We start from the raw sequence: 16854 nt of genomic DNA on the forward strand, positions 1-16854 counted from the left end.
ACAAACCAGGAAAAAATGACAAACCAGAAACTCAGGCTGGGGATGATAGGTGGAGGGCAGGGAGCCTTTATCGGAGCCGTTCACCGCATTGCCGCCCGCATAGACGGAGAGTACGAATTAGTATGTGGTGCTTTCAGCAGCAACCCAGAGAAATCAAAAGCCAGCGGCGAACTGCTGGGCCTTTCCCCCGAGAGAGTCTATGGTTCCTATCAGGAGCTTTACGAGAAAGAAAAGCAACTCCCCGAGGACCAGCGCGTGCAGGTCATCAGCATTGTGACCCCCAATCACGTGCACTTTGAGCCCACCAAGCTGGCGCTGGAAAGCGGCTTCCACGTGATCCTGGACAAGCCCATGACCTTCTCTTTGGCCGAGGCGCTGGAACTGCGCGAAGTGGTGCAACGCACGGGCAACCTGTTCTGCCTTACGCACACCTACACCGGCTACCCCATGGTGAAAGAAGCCAAACAACTGGTGGCCTCTGGTAAGCTGGGCAAAATCAGGAAAGTGTACGTGGAGTATCCGCAGGGCTGGTTGAGCACTTTTGAGGAAGGTGGAGACAACAAACAAGCCGCGTGGCGCACCGATCCGAACCAAAGCGGGATAGCCGGTGCCATGGGAGACATTGGTACGCACGCCTTTAACTTGGCCGAGTACGTGTCTGGCCTGGAAGTAACCCAGATCTGCGCCGACATCAACACCGTGGTGGAAGGCCGCCTGCTGGACGATGACGGCGCCGCCCTGCTCAAATTCAACAACGGGGCCAGTGGCGTGCTGTTTGCTACCCAGATTGCGGCCGGTGAGGAAAACAACGTCAGAATCAGGGTCTATGGCGAGCACGGCGGCCTGGAGTGGCAGCAAGACATCGCCAATACCTTATTGGTGAAATGGCTGGACCGCCCCGCCGAGATTGTGCGCACCGGCAGCGGCTACGTGGGTTCCTATGCCAAACACAACAGCCGTACGCCCGGCGGTCACCCCGAGGGGTACCTGGAGGCCTTTGCCAACCTGTACCGCAACTTCGCTTTGACCATCAAGGCCAGACTGCAGGGCCAGGAGCCGCAGCCCGAGTGGCTAGATTTCCCCGGCATAGAAGAAGGGGTGCGCGGCATGGCCTTCATTGAAAACGTGATTGCCGCCGGCCAATCAGAAACCAAGTGGAACCAATTCACCATCTAGCATAAACTATGACTACCATAAAAGGACCCGCCATTTTCCTGGCCCAGTTTCTGGGAGATCAGCCGCCGTTCAATGATTTAAATTCTATTTGCCAGTGGGCCAAAAGCCTGGGATTTATAGGCATTCAGATTCCTACCTGGGCTACCAGCTACTTTGACCTGCAGAAAGCCGCCGAAAGCAAAACCTACGCCGATGAAATCAAAGGCCTGGTGGAAAGCCACGGCTTGCAGATCACCGAGCTTTCTACCCACCTGCAAGGGCAATTGGTGGCCGTGAACCCGGCCTATGACCAATTGTTTGACGGCTTCGCGCCCGAGGCGTACCGCAACAACCCCAAAGCCCGCACCGAGTGGGCCGTGCAACAACTCACGTATGCCGCGCAGGCATCCCGAAACCTGGGCTTAAACGCCAGTGCTTCGTTCAGCGGGGCTTTGCTGTGGCACACCGTATATCCCTGGCCGCAACGCCCTGCCGGTCTGGTAGAGGCGGGTTTCACTGAACTGGCCAAACGCTGGACACCTATCCTGGATATCTATGACGAGCATGGCGTGGACCTTTGCTATGAGATTCACCCCGGCGAAGACCTGCACGACGGTATTTCCTATGAGATGTTCCTGGAGAAGGTGAACAACCACCCGCGCGCGTGTCTGCTGTATGATCCATCGCACTTTGTGTTGCAGTGCCTGGATTACCTGGCCTACATTGATCACTACCATGAGCGCATCAAGATGTTCCATGTGAAGGATGCCGAGTTCAACCCCACCGGCAAACAGGGCGTGTACGGGGGCTACCAGAGCTGGATCAACCGGGCAGGCCGTTTCCGTTCCCTGGGCGATGGACAGGTAGATTTCAAGGCTGTTTTCAGTAAACTGGCCGCTTACGATTTCAAAGGCTGGGCCGTGATGGAGTGGGAGTGCGCCATCAAACACCCCGAAGACGGAGCCCGCGAAGGTGCTATCTTCATCAAGGACCACATCATCCGGGTTACCGAGAAAGCCTTTGATGATTTCGCCGCCTCTGGAATTGATGAGGCTTTAAACAAGCAGATTCTGGGCTTGTCATAGCCCAACGTGCATCGCGGCCACCGCGGAAATTGCACCACCTAAATTGGCTTTTTACCTGAATCTGAGATCAGGTTCAGATAGTGTTTGCTTAAAAGATGATGGAGTTGCTTTCTGGAACTGCCGGTGCAGGACCAGAAAGCAATTTCCTGTTGCCTGTCTATTCTTCACGCGTCTAACCATCCAACAAACAAAGCCTTATGCAAAACATCCAACGTTCAAAGCTCTTTTGGGCAAGCTGTTTAGCCCTTTTGGTGACTTCATTGTCTTTCGGGATCAGGGCCGGTATCCTGAGTCAGTTAGGGGTTGATTTTCAATTGAATGCCTCTCAGTTGAGTACCATCACCGCCACAGCATTCTGGGGTTTTCCCCTGGCCATTGTGGTAGGAGGCTTTGTAGTGGATGCCATTGGCATGAAGCGCCTGTTGGTAGCTGCGTTTGTCCTGCACCTGCTGGGTATTCTGCTCACGATCTTTGCCCAGGGGTATTGGACGTTGTTTCTCTCTACTCTATGCGTGGGCCTGGCAAACGGAACGGTAGAAGCTGCCTGTAACCCTTTAGTGGCCACCCTGTACCCAGACAACAAAACCACCCGCCTTAACTACTTTCACCTGTGGTTCCCCGGTGGGGCAGTGATTGGAACCCTGCTGGTGTTTCTCTTCACCAGCCTGGGCATTAGTTGGCAATTGCAGGTAGCTGTGATGCTCATTCCCACTTTGATTTACGGCTTCCTGTTCTTCAAGCTTGATTTCCCGGTGACCGAACGCGTGGCCTCAGGGTACACCACCGCTGATATGTACAAGGCCGTATTATCACCCTTGTTCATCTTCATGTTCATCTGCATGTTTGGAACAGCCATTACCGAGCTGTTTACCGGCCAATGGATTGATGTGCTCCTGAAAAACGTCACCGACAACGCACTTCTGATCCTGACGCTTACCGCTGGGGTACAGGTATTGGGCCGTGGTTTAGCGGAGCCAGTGGTGCACCGGTTGAGTCCGTCTGGGGTGCTGTGCATTTCGGCCGTTCTATCGGCGCTGGGGCTGTATTTGTTGAGTACCTTAACGGGTAGTTCTATTTTCCTGGCCGCCATCATCTTTGGTTTAGGGGTGACCTATTTCTGGCCTACCATGATCGGGTTCGTGGCCGAGAATATCCCTAAGTCCGGGGCCTTGGGGCTGAACCTGATGGGCGGAGCCGGGATGTTCGCCGTTTCTGTCTACACCATGTTTATGGGTACCTTCTATGATAACATCCTGATCAGCCGTTTGCCCCAGGGCGCAAGCCTGGAGGAGTACATGAAAGCTGCCCCTGGCACCGAAATGGCCACTGCCCTGAACGGTGCCAAGAACCTGGCCGGGCCCGAGGTGCTACAGGCCACCCTGGTCATTCCTATTTTCCTGGCCTTCGCCTTCGGCGGATTGTTTTTCTACATGCGGGGCCGGCGAAACAAAACTCCAAAGAATACCACCTACGCCACCGCCTCCTAAGGCGAGTGCAACTGGCAACTCTCTACAAATCAAACCAATGAATTTCCTGTCCTGATTTGGTGCTGTTTTAGAGAAAACGGCCCCAAATCAGGAATACTGTGAGGTTTCAGGAATACTGGAAACCTCTTTGTCAAGCTCAGATCCACATGTTCAAGTTAACCGGAAAAGTTGCCGTTGTGACGGGCGGCGGAAGCGGCATAGGAAAAGCCATCTCGCAGGTATTTGCCCGGCAGGGAGCCGAGGTGCATATTCTGGAGCTTCAGCAGGAAAACGGCCAGGAAACAGCCTCGGAGATTGAAGCTGCCGGGGGCACTGCCCATGTCCATGCCTGTGATGTGAGCCAACAGGAGCAGGTCAAAACCGTATTCCAGACCATCGGGAAGGTGGACATTCTGGTGAACAACGCCGGCATCGCGCACATTGGCAACGTGGAAACCACCTCTGAGGAGGACCTGGACCGCATTTACCGGGTGAACGTGAAAGGCGCGTACAACTGCCTGCAAGCCGCGGTGGAACAGATGAAAACCCAGGGCAGCGGGGTGATTCTGAACATGGCCTCCATTGCGGCACACGTGGGCCTCTCAGATCGGTTTGCGTATTCCATGAGTAAGGGTGCGGTGTATGCCATGACCTTGTCGGTGGCCAAAGATTACCTGCCGTTCAACATCCGGTGCAACAGCGTTTCGCCGGCGCGGGTGCATACGCCGTTTGTAGATGGGTTCATCTCCAAAAACTACCCCGGCCAGGAACAGGAGATGTTCCAGAAACTCTCCAAAACCCAGCCCATCGGCCGGATGGCCAAACCCGAGGAAGTAGCTGCCTTAGCCCTGTACCTCTGCTCAGACGAGGCCAGTTTCATCACCGGCTGCGACTACCCCATAGACGGCGGTTTCATCAAACTGAACAGCTGACTTGTTTTACGGCCGTTTTCCGGAAATCAGTACCAAAACAGACATCATCTACTTAAACAAAATACATCCCTCTTGTCATCCTGAAAGGTTCTTGTGCCAGACTAGAATAGCCATGATGAACTGCTACTGCCGCTTGTTGCCAGGAATATTTCAGGAGGATAAAGTAAAAAATAATAGAAGTCGGGTTCTCAGAACCTACCCATATTCCAGTTTCATCTTACCCCTAGTACATGAAATTATTCAGATTTGGCGAACCCGGGCAGGAAAAACCGGGCGTGATCCTAAACGATGTTCTATATGACGTTTCTGCCTTCGGCGAAGATTACAACGAGGGTTTCTTCCAGCACGATGGCCTGAACCGGCTGCAAACGTATGTGCGGGAAAACGAAGGAAACCTGCCGCAGGTACCGGAAGGCGTTCGCCTGGGATCGGCTATTGCGCGGCCTTCCAAGATCGTCTGCATCGGGCTGAACTACGCCGACCACGCCCGCGAAACGAACGCCAACATCCCCAGGGAACCCATCATCTTCTTCAAAGCCACTACCGCCCTCTGCGGCCCTAATGACGACGTAATCATTCCCCGGGATGCCGAGAAGCTGGACTGGGAAGTGGAACTGGGCGTGGTGATCGGGAAGAAAGCCAGCTATGTCTCCGAGGCCGAGGCGCTACACTACGTGGCCGGTTACGTGCTGCACAACGACTACAGCGAGCGCGGTTTCCAGCTGGAGCGCGGCGGCCAGTGGGTGAAAGGCAAGAGCAATGATACCTTCGCGCCGGTGGGTCCATTTTTAGCCACGGCGGATGAGTTAAGTGACATCAATAACCTGCGGCTGTGGCTCACGGTGAACGGGGAAACCATGCAGGACGGCTCCACCGCTAACCTCATCTTCAACGTGCCGTTTCTGGTGTCATACCTGAGCCAGTTCATGACATTGCTGCCCGGCGACCTCATCTCCACTGGTACCCCGGCGGGTGTGGGTTTGGGCATGAACCCGCCCGTGTACCTGAAGCCCGGCGACGTGGTGGAACTGGGTATTGAGGGTTTGGGCACCTCGCGGCAGACCGTCAGAGCCTATGCCCAGGATTGACGCCCACCAGCATTTCTGGCAGTACGATCCCGTGCGGGACACCTGGTTCACCGAGGAAATGTCGGTGATTCGGCGTGATTTCCTGCCGCAGCATTTGCAGCCCATTCTGGAGAAGAACGGCTTTGACGGGTGCGTGCTGGTGCAGGCCAACGAGGACAATGACTTTCTGCTGGAGATCGCCGGGAAGCATGATTTTGTGAAAGGCGTAGTGGGCTGGGTAGAGTTTCAGGACGAAAAGGTTGCCGAACAATTGGCTTACCTGAAGCAGTACAAGAAACTGAAAGGATTCCGCTATATCCTGCAGAGCGCCCAAGACAGAGCGTTGATGCTGCAACCGGCGTTCAAGCGGGGCATCGGTGCTTTGCGGGAGTACGGCTACACCTATGACATCCTCATCTACCCGGATCAGTTGAGTCATACGCTGGAGTTCGTGTCCGCTTTCCCGGACCAGCCCTTTGTGATAGATCACCTGGCCAAACCCAATATCAAGGAGGGAAAGGTAGACGAATGGGCGAGGCAGATGAAAGCCTTCCAGAGCCACGAAAACGTCTATTGTAAGATTTCCGGCATGGTCACCGAGGCCGATTGGCGAAACTGGAAAAAAAGCGATTTTAAACCTTACCTGGATGCCGTGGTGGAGACCTTCGGCCCGAAACGGATCCTATACGGTTCTGACTGGCCCGTCTGTCTGGTGGCCGGGGCGTACGAAGAGGTGCTGGGCATTGTGGAAGAGTATTTCACTACGTTCAGCCGAGACGAGCAAGCCTTGTTCTTCGGGGGGAACGCCACGCGTTTCTACGGGTTAAACGCCTGACCAACTCTGAAGCGGGCCAAAAACAAGAAAACTATGGATCTAAGTTTAAGGGATAAAGTCATCCTCGTTTCAGGCGGAGCCAAAGGCATCGGCAAGGGCATCGTGAAAGTGCTGGCGCAGGAGAATGCCGTTCCGGTGATTATTGGAAGGAGCGAGGAAGATAACCTGGAAGTGGTTCGGGAAATAGAACAGGAAGGTGGGAAGGCGTTTCAGGTAGTGGCCGAGCTGAGCAAACCCGAGGAATGCGAGGCGGCGGTGAAAACCGTTATTCGGCAGTTTGGGCGGATTGATGGGTTGGTGAACAATGCCGGCCTCAACGATGGCGTGGGCCTGGAGAAAGGCAGTTACCAGGACTTCATGGCTTCTTTGCACCGCAACCTGGTCCACTATTACCTGCTGGCGCACCACGCCCTGCCCGAGCTCATCAAAGCCAAAGGAGCCATTGTGAACATCTCCTCCAAGGTGGCCGAGACGGGGCAGGGCAACAACTCGGCGTACGCGGCGTCTAACGGCGGGCGCAACGCGCTCACCCGCGAATGGGCGGTGGAACTGCTCCCGTACGGCATCCGGGTGAACGCCATCTCCGTGGCCGAGTGCTGGACCCCGCAGTACGAGAACTGGATCCAGACCTTGCCTAATTCGGAGGAAAAGCTGAAGGAAATCACCTCCCGCATTCCCCTTGGGCAGCGCATGACCACGCCCGAGGAGATCGCTAACATGGCGGTGTTTCTTTTGTCAGAGAGATCCAGCCACACCACCGGGCAGATCATCTACGTAGACGGCGGCTATGTGCATCTGGACCGGGCTCTATAACCAGGAACCCAGGGTTCAATCAGGCGGTATTTTCTGGAGAAGATTCTGGGGCGTTTTACCTGCCTTTTCCTGAAATTACCGCTAAATCATTTATCCGTAAGGTGCCAACTTCTTCAAGCTATGAAAATGTATCTCCTCCTTTTTCTTTTGAGTCTTTTGTCTATGATCCAGGCATCGGCTCAGTCCCCGGTGCGGGTGGCGGTAGCGGGTTTAAGCCACGGGCACGTAGACTGGGTTTTTAACCGCCCGGGCAAGCAGGATATTGTGGTGGTTGGTATTTATGAACCTAACCCGGTTTTAGTGGAGCGGTACACCAAACGCTACAAGCTGGACCCAAAGCTGTTTTATAATGACCTTGCCAGGATGCTGGATAAGGTGAAACCGCAGGCAGTGACGGCGTTTGGCGCCACGAGCGAGCACATCACCGTGGTGCGGGCGTGCGCCCCCCGGAAAATCCACGTCATGGTAGAGAAACCGCTCGCCACCACGCTGGCAGATGCAAAGGAAATCCAGGCCCTGGCCCAGAAGCACGCTATACAGGTGCTCACCAACTTTGAGACCTCCTGGTACGCCAGTAACCAGCACGTGGCCGGTTTGTATGCCGATGGAAAGCTGGGCGAAATCCGAAAAGTGATGGTAAACGACGGCCACCAGGGACCCAAGGAAATTGGGGTGAGCCCGGAGTTCCTGGAAATCCTGACAGATCCGGTGAAGAACGGGGCGGGCGCTTTGATGGATTTCGGCTGCTACGGCGCTAACCTGATGACCTGGCTCATGAAAGGCGAACGGCCGCTCTCGGTAACGGCGGTCATCCGGCAGAACAAGCCTGAAACCTACAAAAACGTTGACGACGAAACCTCTATCATTCTGCAGTACCCAAAGGCCCAGTGCATCATCCAGGGCTCCTGGAATTGGACGTTCCCGCGCAAAGACATGGAGGTGTTCGGCACCAAAGGCTACGCCGTAGCGGTAGAAGCCACCACCGTGCGTCAGCGCCTGAAGGATACCTCACCGGAAGAATTCTTAAAACTGGACCCTCGGCCGGAGCCTTTTCCGGATCCTTTCTCCGTATTGGCCTCGGTGGTAAGCGGTAAACTGACCCTGGACCAAAATGATTTGTACGGCCTGCCCCTCAACGTAACGGTGGTGGAAATTCTGGAGGCTGCCAAAGAATCGGCGAAGACCAATAAGACCGTTTTCCTGAAATAAGGCTTAAAAATTACCTGTCCCTGTATTCCTGTGGGCGTAAATCCAAAGCAAATGCCCAAGACCCGGAAGTGGTCTTGGGCATTTGCTTTGGGTTGGTAAACCGGGTTAGTTTCTCACCCGGTTCTGCTCGCTTTCAGAACTTCCGGTTTGGCGCTGGCGCTGATTCTGGGCCGTTTTCCCGAAACGATACGAAAACGACATGGTCACTACCCGCGAGTCGCCGGCGTTGCGCCACCAGGCCTCGGTGTTGATGAGGTTGTTGATGACACCATTGGTGATTCTGGTGTAGAAAATATCGGCTACGTTCAGGCGCAGGGTGGCTTTTTCCTGCAGGAAGCGCTTCTGCACGCCGGCGTTCGCCTGCCAGTAACCGCCCACTTTGAACTGGGTATATATGAGATCAGTGCGGTACAGACCACTCACCTCGGCGCTCCAGCCTTTCTTCAACGTGATCTGGTTGTTGAGCGAGGCGTAGAAGAAGTTGCCGCTGGTTTTCAGGTAAGTGTCATACAACTTGCTGTCAAAGCGGTTGTGGCTGAGTTCGGCGTACAGGTTGGCCCGGAGCCATTTCACGGGGTTGTGCGTGGCGTTGAGGGAAACCACGAAGGACTCGCCCAACCTGAGGTTACCGGGGCGGCTGTAGTAGCGGTTCACTAATTGGCCATCGTCTTCGCGCTCTTTCACTATCTCAATGGTTTCGTTGATGAGATCGGTGGAGCGGCTGTACCGCGCCGAGGCCGTCACCAGACCGTGCGTGTACGACACCTCCAGGTTATGCGAGATGGTAGGCTGCAAAAACGGATTTCCCGAGTAGTAGGTGAGTTTGTCCAGCGGCGACAGGAACGGGTTCAGGTCCTGGAAAACCGGGCGGTCAATGCGTTTGCCGTACGAGAACGTGACGCTTTTGGCCCCGGCAGTATCCAGTTTGTACTGCAGGTACAGCGTGGGAAACAGGTGCGTGTAGTTGCGGCTGAAGGAGGAGTCTTTCTTCTCGGCGTTGCCCAGTTGGTGGCCTTTGGAGACGGTGTTCTCCAACCGTAGCCCGGCCTGCAGCGCCCATTGTTTGAAATCCTTGTTCATGTTCAGGTACCCGGCGTTGATGTTCTCGCGATACTTAAAATGGTTGCTCAGATTGAAATCTGGGGCGGTGATACCACCCACAGTGGAGAGGTAGTCGGCTTTGTTGTCGGTTTTGATGTAGCTGGCCTTGGCACCCATTTCCAGGTTCACCCCGTTTTTCAGCGGATGGCTGTAATCAGTCTTGGCGGTGTAGATGTTAATGCGGGCGGGCAGGGAACCGTCTAACTGGTCCTGGCCGGAGAGTTCGCCGCCCGATCCGTAAATGAAGTTTTTGTAGACTTGGTCGGCATCGGTTCTATAAACCAGGTAGTCCACGTCGGCGGCCAGCGAGCGGCCAGTTTTGCCGAACTCGTGCCGCAGGTTCAGGTTCACGCTCCCGTTCTGGAAGTCGTTGCGGCTCACGTTGTCGGCTACAATGGTGGAGGTGAGCAGCCCGTTGGCATCGCGCAGGCGGCTGATGTTTTCGGTATCGTTGTCGGAGGGGCGAGTGAGGCCGTTCACCACCAGGCCCAGCGTAGTGGTAGGGGTGGCGTAGAAATCAAGACCTACTTTGGCGGAATAGGATTCAAAACCGCGCAGCAGGTAGGAGTACTGACTGAACATAGATTCCAGCTGATTTCCTTCAGTTTTGTACCGGCGCTCAATGTTCAGATCGGTGAAGTTGTTTTGGGCCGTTTGCGAAAAAGTAGCAAATAAATTGAGCTTGTTTTTGCGGTAGTTCAGGTTGAGGCTGTTACTGGTCTTACCCATCCTACCCCGGCCGTAGCTCAGGTTCAGGTTGCCGTTGAACGCCTCCACCGCCAATTTCTTCGTTCTGATGTTGATGACCCCGGCATTGCCCGCCGCCTCGTACTTAGCCGGTGGGTTGGTCATGATTTCAATCTTGTCCAGCGTTTCGGAAGGAAGGGAGCGGAGGTAATTTTCCAGATCGGTTCCGGCCAGGTACGTGGGCCGGTCATCAATGAACACCACCACGCCCGCTTTCCCTTTCAAACTGATGGCCCCGTTCTCGCCCACCAACACGCCCGGCGATTTCTCCAGCACCTCCAGCGCACTGGTGCCCGCGTTGGAAAGGAGCGCATCCACGTTCACCACGGTACGGTCAATTTTCTGCTCCACAAACAGTTTCTGGCTGGCCACGGTCACTTCCTGCAGCACCTGCCCGCCGTTCTGCTCCAGTTGGATGGTGGGCAAGCTGAGTTGGGCGTTGGCGGCCTCCAGGGTAAGGGCGGCGCTCTGGTGAAGTTTGTAGCCCATGGCATTGACCACCACCAGGTACCGGTTGAATTTAAGGTTCTCCAGCTCAAACTTGCCCGCGGCATCGGTGATGCTGATTTTCACCAGCGAGCTGTCCTGCGCTTTCAGGAGAGAAACCGTGGCCGCCTCCAGTGGTTTGTTGCTCTGGTCTTGGACAGCTCCGGTGATTTTGACGGTTTGCTGGGCCCAAGCCAGCGGAGAAAGTAACAGGAGAAGGAAGGGGAGAAAGAGTTTTTTCATGGGTTTATCAGGTAGAAAAGATTGGCGATTTGGCTAGAACTGCCCCTCTGGCTGGAATTTAAAGGCACAGCTAGGGCTGGCACTCCTGTTTTTAGGAGGCGAAAGGTGGAAATCAGCAGGAAAATGGTACTTATATGATTGGCGGCAGTGCTTCCCGGGTTTTTTCTGGTTGGTGGAGCGCCTGGTATTGGTTGGCCTTGGTTTTGGGCAGGTAGGTGTATTCGTATTCCTGCGGGGTAAACCTGTGGCCCGGCATCAACTCAGCGTCTGGCCCTACCGAGGGGTTCCGCAACTGCTCGGCGGCTTTGGCAGACAGCTCCGCATATACCCGGTCGGCCTCGGCTTCTTTGACCAGCTCCTGGATCAGGGCTTCATGCAAGGGCAGGTGGTCGTGGGCTATGGTTTGGTCATTGATCTGGAACTGCACGGTTTTGTGGTTTTTCACTTTCACCACGTACACGGTTTCGTTGTGGGTAGTGGTAATGGTGCCGTTTTTGATAAAACCCACCAGAATCAGGTGCTTAGGCTCGGTGGCTACCTCGGGAATAATTCCTTCTACCACCACTTTGAGGGCACCTTGTTCATATTGGCGCATCAGGTTTTGCATCAGGCTTTTGTACTGCGCTACCTCCTGGGGGCTGGCCTTCTCTCCGTTTATGCTGAGGGCTAAAACGTCTACGCTGTCTTTTTCAATTTCATAGACTATTCCGTTTCGCTCAAAGCTATACCTCTGGATTGCCCCCTCGCAGGATTTCTGGGCAGCACCAGATACGCGCAATTCTCTTGGGGCTGTCTGACTCTGCAAGGCAAGCTGCCCGCCGGTTTTTGCAGATGCCTGTGCTTTTACTTTGACGGGAGGTAGGGCTTTGACTTGAGCAACTGCCTCTGGGATGCTTGCGGTCGTCTTTTTGGGGAGCAGAATCTCCAGGGCTTGCGCGGGCAACTTCTCTGCAAAAGCCGGAGCGTTTTGGCGCGCAAAACCCAAAAACAGCATGGAAACGAGCACCAGGCAAGCGCTTACAAACACCTTCTCGGTCCGCTGCAAGGGCACGTTGTCTTTGTAAATGATTCGTTTCACGCGGTCGGTGAGGGAGGTGCGTTTGTCGGCGAAGCCGGGGGCCAGGCCAAACTGGGCGAAGTTGTATTCCTGGAAAGAGACCAGCGCCTGCAGGAAATTGGTTTTGCTTTGCAGCGCCTGGATGGCCAGGTCATCGCAGCAATTCTCGCGTTCCTGCCGCAGACGCGCCGATAACCACAGCACTCCGGGATTGAAGAAATACAGCACCTCGGCTACGGTTTGCAGCAGGTTTACCAGGTAATCGCGGCGGCGGATGTGAGCCAGCTCGTGCAGTAGAATGGCCTCTACCTGCTCTGCGGGTAATTGCGCCAGCATGCCCGTGGGTACCAGCACCAGCGGCTTCAGGAACCCGATGACCACCGGCACCTTCACCAGGCCAGATTCCAGCAAAGAAATAGGCCACCTAATCTGCAGGCGAGCTCCTAACTCAGCAACTCGGGCACTCCAGAAGGTAGACGCCGGGCTAGTCTGTTCCTTGCGTAACCGTCCCACGTACTGCAGGCCGCTCAGGATCTGGAGGCTCTTGAAGGCGAACACCAGAAACCAGACCAGCACTATGGTAGAGGCGTGACTGGTGCAAAACGAAACAAAGGTTTGGGTAAGCGATGGGGCAGGGTTTTCCGTAGAAAGTAATCCCGAAGAAACCACCATCACCTCAGAAAAAATAGGCAAGATGGAAGGACCAGCCAAAGCAGGGGCTTGCGCAACTCCGGTTTTCAGTTCAAGCCAGAACGTAAGGCCGTTGGTGCCCAGAAACACTGCAAACAGACCCGCCAGCAAGTTGTACCGCAAGGCCGGGGTAGATTTGCGGGTGACCTGTACAATCAGTCCGGCGGCAATGGCCAGGACCAGGCCCTGCCAAAGCGAGTGCACCAAAGTCCAGCAAAGGGCCTGAACGAAGTCTGAAGAAAGAATCTGGGCTGGCAGAAATGGCATATCCGTTCTGGTGAGGGTTATTCTTTCGGCATGTTTTTGATCATCTCCTTAATGGCTTCCAGCTCTTCCTTGGAAGTCTTCTGGTTGCCCAACAGCTGCATCACCAGTTTACCCGCCGAGCCGTTGAACAGGGTATCCACAAATTTATCTACCAGGTGGTCTTTGGTTTTCTGCTCGGCCTCTGCTGCCCGGTAAATGTGCTTCATGCTGCTCTCGTCGCGGGTCAGGAGCCCTTTCTCCACCATAATCTGCATGAGCTTGAGGGTGGAGGTGTAGTTCACCGGCCGCTGCAGATTAAGCTCATCGTTCACGAAACGCACCGTGGAGGGACCGTGCTGCCACAATACCTGCAAAATCTCCAGCTCCGCCTTGGTGGGTTCCGGTAACTTGTTTTTTGATTGATCTTTAGCATTCATGCGATAAAGGTAGGAAAGATTTCGTACCATACAAGGGTTAGGTCTGTATTCGTACGAAATTTTTCCTACCTGACAGCTAACTTCATCTCAACCCCTATGCCTAAGGAATTATTTCTTCTGAATGTTTTCTGGTAAAAGCAGCGAAACGCCTCTGCTAAACACCTAAACCTATGAAGTAGTGAATATGGTTTATTGGGGAAAGCTCTTCTGAGGAGAAGGTGAAATTGCTTTATTTTTAGAAAATTGAGAGATAAACAAAAGAACTTGCTGTAATTAGAAATTGTAAAATTATGGGTAGGGGAAATTGTTGTACCTTCGGCCTATTGAAGTTCAGTAGTGCGTAATGTCCGCTTTCCTTTCCCTTTTCAGCAACTCTTTAGTACCAGCTTTTAGAAAGAAGTTCTTCCGGGTTCTTTTTACAGTAACGGCTTTTCTGGTTTGGTTTCCCGCTCTGGTGCATGCCCAATCCCTTTCCCCCGATGACTATTTTCAACAAGCCCGCAGGTTGGCGTTTGAAGAAAAGAACTATCCTGCGGCTATCCAGAATTGCCGGCTAGCCCTGCAGCAAAGCCCCGATTACCTGGACATCAGGATCTTCTTAGGTCGTTTGTATTACTGGAACGGTCAGCCCGATTCTTCTTTGGTGGTTTTGCAGGAAGCCCTGCAAGCCAAACCGGAGTATGAAGACGCTGCCATTGCCTTAGCCGATGTTTTCTACTTTGAGCAGGAGTTCTCTAAGGCGCTCACCACCAGTAGCCAGGGGTTAACCTTTCATCCCGCGTCCAGGGAACTGGCCCTCCGGAAAGTCAAAAGCCTGGCTGCCTTGGAGCGAACCCAGGAAGCCTTCGCCTTCGCCGATAGTTTGCTGCGCGTGAACCCAACAGATGAGCAACTTCGGTCTTTCACAAACCAGCTCAGGGAGTTCAGTTACGCAAACAGGATTGGCGTGTCATACGAATACACCTACTTCAACAAGCAGTTCTCCAATGCCTGGAACATGATGAACGTGGATTATGGCCGCAAAACCAAGGCTGGAGCATTTACTGGCCGCGTGAGTTACGCCAGCCGCTATGCCCGGAACGGATTCCAGTTTGAGGCCGAGGCTTACCCGCGTATCTCCAAGACCTTCTATGCCTATACCAATATTGGGTTTTCGCCAGACTTACCGGTGTTTCCAAAGTTCAGGGCCGGGTTTTCTCTGTACGCCAACCTGCCCAGAGCCTGGGAAGCCGAAGGTGGTTTCCGTTACCTGAATTTCAGCAGCAGCACCTGGGTGTATACCCTCTCGGCGGGGAAATACTACCGCAATTTCTGGTTCAACGCCAGAACCTACCTTACCCCAAGAAACAGTAGTGTATCCCAATCCTGTGCGTTGACCGCCCGGTATTACCTTAAAGGGGCCGATGATTTCTTTTCTTTGTCGCTGGGCCGGGGTGTCTCACCGGATGACCGCATGCAGGCCAACCGCCTGAACAGCGTTTATCAGCTGGAAACCTACCGCATTGGGGCAGGATACAGGTTTACCTTAGCCAAACGGCACCTGATTTCCTTTGTCTCTACCTTTGAACGGGGAGAGTACATGCCCGAAACCAAAGGAAATCAGTTTAACTTCTCCACCGGGTACCAGCTTCGGTTTTAGATACAAGCCGGGAACAGGTCTTAACCATTTGTGCCAAGACCTCCCGCTTAAAAAATCAGGATCGTTTTAGGCGACTTAAGGAAGCAAATAACGCGCCCCAGTTTTGAAGCTGATTTCCAGGAATCAGCCTTAAAACAGAGTTGTGTCTTTTTTAGGGGTTTGATGACAGAGGCTTTCGCGTTGCCTCACCTGCAGGATCAAGCGCCGGTGTCTGGTTTTGCAACGGGTGGGGCCGAAAAGCCTTGCCGGGTCATCTCGCCCCAGCTGTTCTTTTTCCGGACCAGATCCACAATGCCCCGGATAGACGACCATACCACGAAGGGATGAAACAGGAACGGTTCCAGGATGGCGGTCAGGATAAGCTTGCCTACTTCGCCTTTCTTTTTGTATTGGTTGAAGGTGGCTACTTCCATCAAGATGGCGAAAATGGAAAACAGCCACCCAAAGATGAAGATGAAGCCTGTAAGCGCCAGGAAAAAGGGCCAGTTGATGAGTCCAGCCAGCGCCAGAACCACAAACAGCACAAACCCGGTGAATTCTACCACGGGGGCCAGGAACTCAAAGAAAAACCAGTAAGGGTAACTCAGCATCCCCAGCAGTCCATATTTGGGGTTGAAAAACAAGCCCCGGTGCATGCGCAGGGTTTCTATGGTGCCGCGCATCCAGCGGTTACGCTGGCGGCCCAGGATTTGGTAGGTGGCGGGAGCCTCGGTCCAGCAGAGCGGGTCTGGGATGAAGGTGACTTTGTAAGGCAGTTTCCGGTCGGCCATGTAGCGGCGCATCCGTACCACCAGCTCCATGTCCTCGCCTACGGTTCTGTGATCATAGCCACCGGCTTCAATGGCTATTTTTCGGTCAAAAGCGCCAAAAGCCCCCGAAATCAGGAGCAGGCCGTTCAGGCGGCTCCAGGCCATTCTGCCCAGCAAAAACGCCCTGATGTATTCCAGAGCCTGAGCCCGCGGCAGAAACTGTTTGGGCAGGTTAACCTCAACCAGTTTTCCGTTCTCAAACAAGCAGGAGTTGGCAATGCGCACCACGCCGCCGGTGGCAATGACCTTCTTTTCTGTGCTCTCCATGAACGGTTTCAGCAGCTTCAGTAAGGCATCCTGTTCCAGAATACAGTCTACGTCAATGCACACCAGGTACTGGTGCTTGGCTATGTTAATGCCGGTATTCAGGGCATCGGCTTTGCCGCCATTTTCTTTGTCAATGACCACCAGTTTGCCGAAAACCGAATTGGTGCTTTTGTAAATGGCCTTTACTTTTTTGGTGGGTATGCGCGGGTGATAGGAGATGTTCACCGGCTCCAGTTGGTAAGCGGCTATCAGTTTGGCCATGGAATCATCTTTGCTGCCGTCATTGATGATGATGAGCTCCAGGTGGTTGTAGTAGATGTTGAGCAAAGACCGAACATTCTCCACAATGTTGGCGCCTTCATTGTAAGCGGGAGCCAGGATGCTCACCGAAGGCGCAAAAGGGGAGGAGGCCAGCAGGTTGTAATCGGTTAGTTTGCTTTTGCGCAGGTAGGTAATTGCCTCTGCAATAGCCAGGGTGCCTAAGAAAATATAACAACTGAGCATGCAGACGGCATAAACCAGCAAGCCGCTGTTGAAGAAATGGTACAGGTACTCCATTAAGAATTAGAT

13 protein-coding genes are annotated in these 16854 nt (G+C 54.0%); 9 read left to right on the forward strand and 4 right to left on the reverse strand.

Annotated elements, in window-relative coordinates; translation table 11 throughout:
• Positions 1-15 precede the first annotated feature (15 nt).
• From JT719_RS21325 to JT719_RS21360, 8 genes are all read left to right on the forward strand, one after another.
• Entirely contained in the window at positions 16-1176 is a 1161-nt protein-coding gene (locus JT719_RS21325; RefSeq protein ID WP_207435779.1) for a Gfo/Idh/MocA family protein, read from the forward strand.
• Between the two features lie 8 nt (positions 1177-1184).
• Positions 1185-2240 carry a sugar phosphate isomerase/epimerase family protein gene (locus JT719_RS21330; RefSeq protein WP_207435780.1) on the forward strand — a complete coding sequence of 352 codons (1056 nt, stop codon included), beginning with the start codon at positions 1185-1187 and terminating at the stop codon, positions 2238-2240.
• A 197-nt stretch (positions 2241-2437) separates the two neighbouring features.
• Positions 2438-3727 carry an MFS transporter gene (locus tag JT719_RS21335; RefSeq protein ID WP_207435781.1) on the forward strand — a complete coding sequence of 430 codons (1290 nt, stop codon included), beginning with the start codon at positions 2438-2440 and terminating at the stop codon, positions 3725-3727.
• 146 nt (positions 3728-3873) lie between these two features.
• Complete coding sequence (locus JT719_RS21340) at positions 3874-4638, forward strand: SDR family NAD(P)-dependent oxidoreductase (RefSeq protein WP_207435782.1); 765 nt, start codon at positions 3874-3876, stop codon at positions 4636-4638.
• A gap of 230 nt (positions 4639-4868) precedes the next feature.
• A complete protein-coding gene (locus JT719_RS21345; protein ID WP_207435783.1) occupies positions 4869-5726 on the forward strand; it encodes a fumarylacetoacetate hydrolase family protein in 858 nt (285 codons plus the stop codon).
• A complete protein-coding gene (locus JT719_RS21350; RefSeq protein ID WP_207435784.1) occupies positions 5713-6540 on the forward strand; it encodes an amidohydrolase family protein in 828 nt (275 codons plus the stop codon). The genes JT719_RS21345 and JT719_RS21350 overlap by 14 nt, the downstream gene beginning before the upstream one ends.
• 33 nt (positions 6541-6573) lie before the next feature.
• Positions 6574-7353 carry an L-fucose dehydrogenase gene (locus JT719_RS21355; protein WP_207435785.1) on the forward strand — a complete coding sequence of 260 codons (780 nt, stop codon included), beginning with the start codon at positions 6574-6576 and terminating at the stop codon, positions 7351-7353.
• A 120-nt stretch (positions 7354-7473) separates the two neighbouring features.
• A complete protein-coding gene (locus tag JT719_RS21360) occupies positions 7474-8562 on the forward strand; it encodes a Gfo/Idh/MocA family protein (RefSeq protein ID WP_207435786.1) in 1089 nt (362 codons plus the stop codon).
• Between the two features lie 105 nt (positions 8563-8667).
• Here the strand turns inward: JT719_RS21360 and JT719_RS21365 are convergent, their stop codons facing one another.
• From JT719_RS21365 to JT719_RS21375, 3 genes are all read right to left on the reverse strand, one after another.
• Positions 8668-11139 carry an outer membrane beta-barrel protein gene (locus tag JT719_RS21365; protein WP_207435787.1) on the reverse strand — a complete coding sequence of 824 codons (2472 nt, stop codon included), beginning with the start codon at positions 11137-11139 and terminating at the stop codon, positions 8668-8670.
• A gap of 130 nt (positions 11140-11269) precedes the next feature.
• Positions 11270-13153: a M56 family metallopeptidase gene (locus tag JT719_RS21370; protein WP_207435788.1), complete on the reverse strand. Its 1884-nt coding sequence runs from the start codon at positions 13151-13153 to the stop codon at positions 11270-11272.
• Between the two features lie 17 nt (positions 13154-13170).
• A complete protein-coding gene (locus JT719_RS21375) occupies positions 13171-13569 on the reverse strand; it encodes a BlaI/MecI/CopY family transcriptional regulator (RefSeq protein ID WP_207435789.1) in 399 nt (132 codons plus the stop codon).
• Between the two features lie 343 nt (positions 13570-13912).
• Here JT719_RS21375 and JT719_RS21380 point away from each other — a divergent pair, with 343 nt between their 5' ends.
• On the forward strand, positions 13913-15208 hold the full coding sequence (locus JT719_RS21380) for a YaiO family outer membrane beta-barrel protein (RefSeq protein ID WP_207435790.1): 1296 nt from the start codon (positions 13913-13915) through the stop codon (positions 15206-15208).
• A gap of 197 nt (positions 15209-15405) precedes the next feature.
• Here JT719_RS21380 and JT719_RS21385 read toward each other — a convergent pair whose 3' ends face one another.
• Complete coding sequence (locus JT719_RS21385; protein WP_207435791.1) at positions 15406-16842, reverse strand: glycosyltransferase family 2 protein; 1437 nt, start codon at positions 16840-16842, stop codon at positions 15406-15408.
• Positions 16843-16854: the final 12 nt, after the last annotated feature.

The organism is Sabulibacter ruber (assembly GCF_017355955.1).
Lineage (GTDB): Bacteria > Bacteroidota > Bacteroidia > Cytophagales > Hymenobacteraceae > Nibribacter > Nibribacter ruber_A.

Coding starts and splice junctions, on each gene's coding strand:
- JT719_RS21355 (WP_207435785.1), top strand. CDS start 6,574: ATGGATCTAAGTTTAAGGGATAAAGTCATCCTCGTTTCAGGCGGAGCC.
- JT719_RS21340 (WP_207435782.1), top strand. CDS start 3,874: ATGTTCAAGTTAACCGGAAAAGTTGCCGTTGTGACGGGCGGCGGAAGC.
- JT719_RS21385 (WP_207435791.1), bottom strand. CDS start 16,842: ATGGAGTACCTGTACCATTTCTTCAACAGCGGCTTGCTGGTTTATGCC.
- JT719_RS21375 (WP_207435789.1), bottom strand. CDS start 13,569: ATGAATGCTAAAGATCAATCAAAAAACAAGTTACCGGAACCCACCAAG.
- JT719_RS21365 (WP_207435787.1), bottom strand. CDS start 11,139: ATGAAAAAACTCTTTCTCCCCTTCCTTCTCCTGTTACTTTCTCCGCTG.
- JT719_RS21325 (WP_207435779.1), top strand. CDS start 16: ATGACAAACCAGAAACTCAGGCTGGGGATGATAGGTGGAGGGCAGGGA.
- JT719_RS21345 (WP_207435783.1), top strand. CDS start 4,869: ATGAAATTATTCAGATTTGGCGAACCCGGGCAGGAAAAACCGGGCGTG.
- JT719_RS21370 (WP_207435788.1), bottom strand. CDS start 13,153: ATGCCATTTCTGCCAGCCCAGATTCTTTCTTCAGACTTCGTTCAGGCC.
- JT719_RS21335 (WP_207435781.1), top strand. CDS start 2,438: ATGCAAAACATCCAACGTTCAAAGCTCTTTTGGGCAAGCTGTTTAGCC.
- JT719_RS21350 (WP_207435784.1), top strand. CDS start 5,713: ATGCCCAGGATTGACGCCCACCAGCATTTCTGGCAGTACGATCCCGTG.
- JT719_RS21380 (WP_207435790.1), top strand. CDS start 13,913: ATGTCCGCTTTCCTTTCCCTTTTCAGCAACTCTTTAGTACCAGCTTTT.
- JT719_RS21330 (WP_207435780.1), top strand. CDS start 1,185: ATGACTACCATAAAAGGACCCGCCATTTTCCTGGCCCAGTTTCTGGGA.
- JT719_RS21360 (WP_207435786.1), top strand. CDS start 7,474: ATGAAAATGTATCTCCTCCTTTTTCTTTTGAGTCTTTTGTCTATGATC.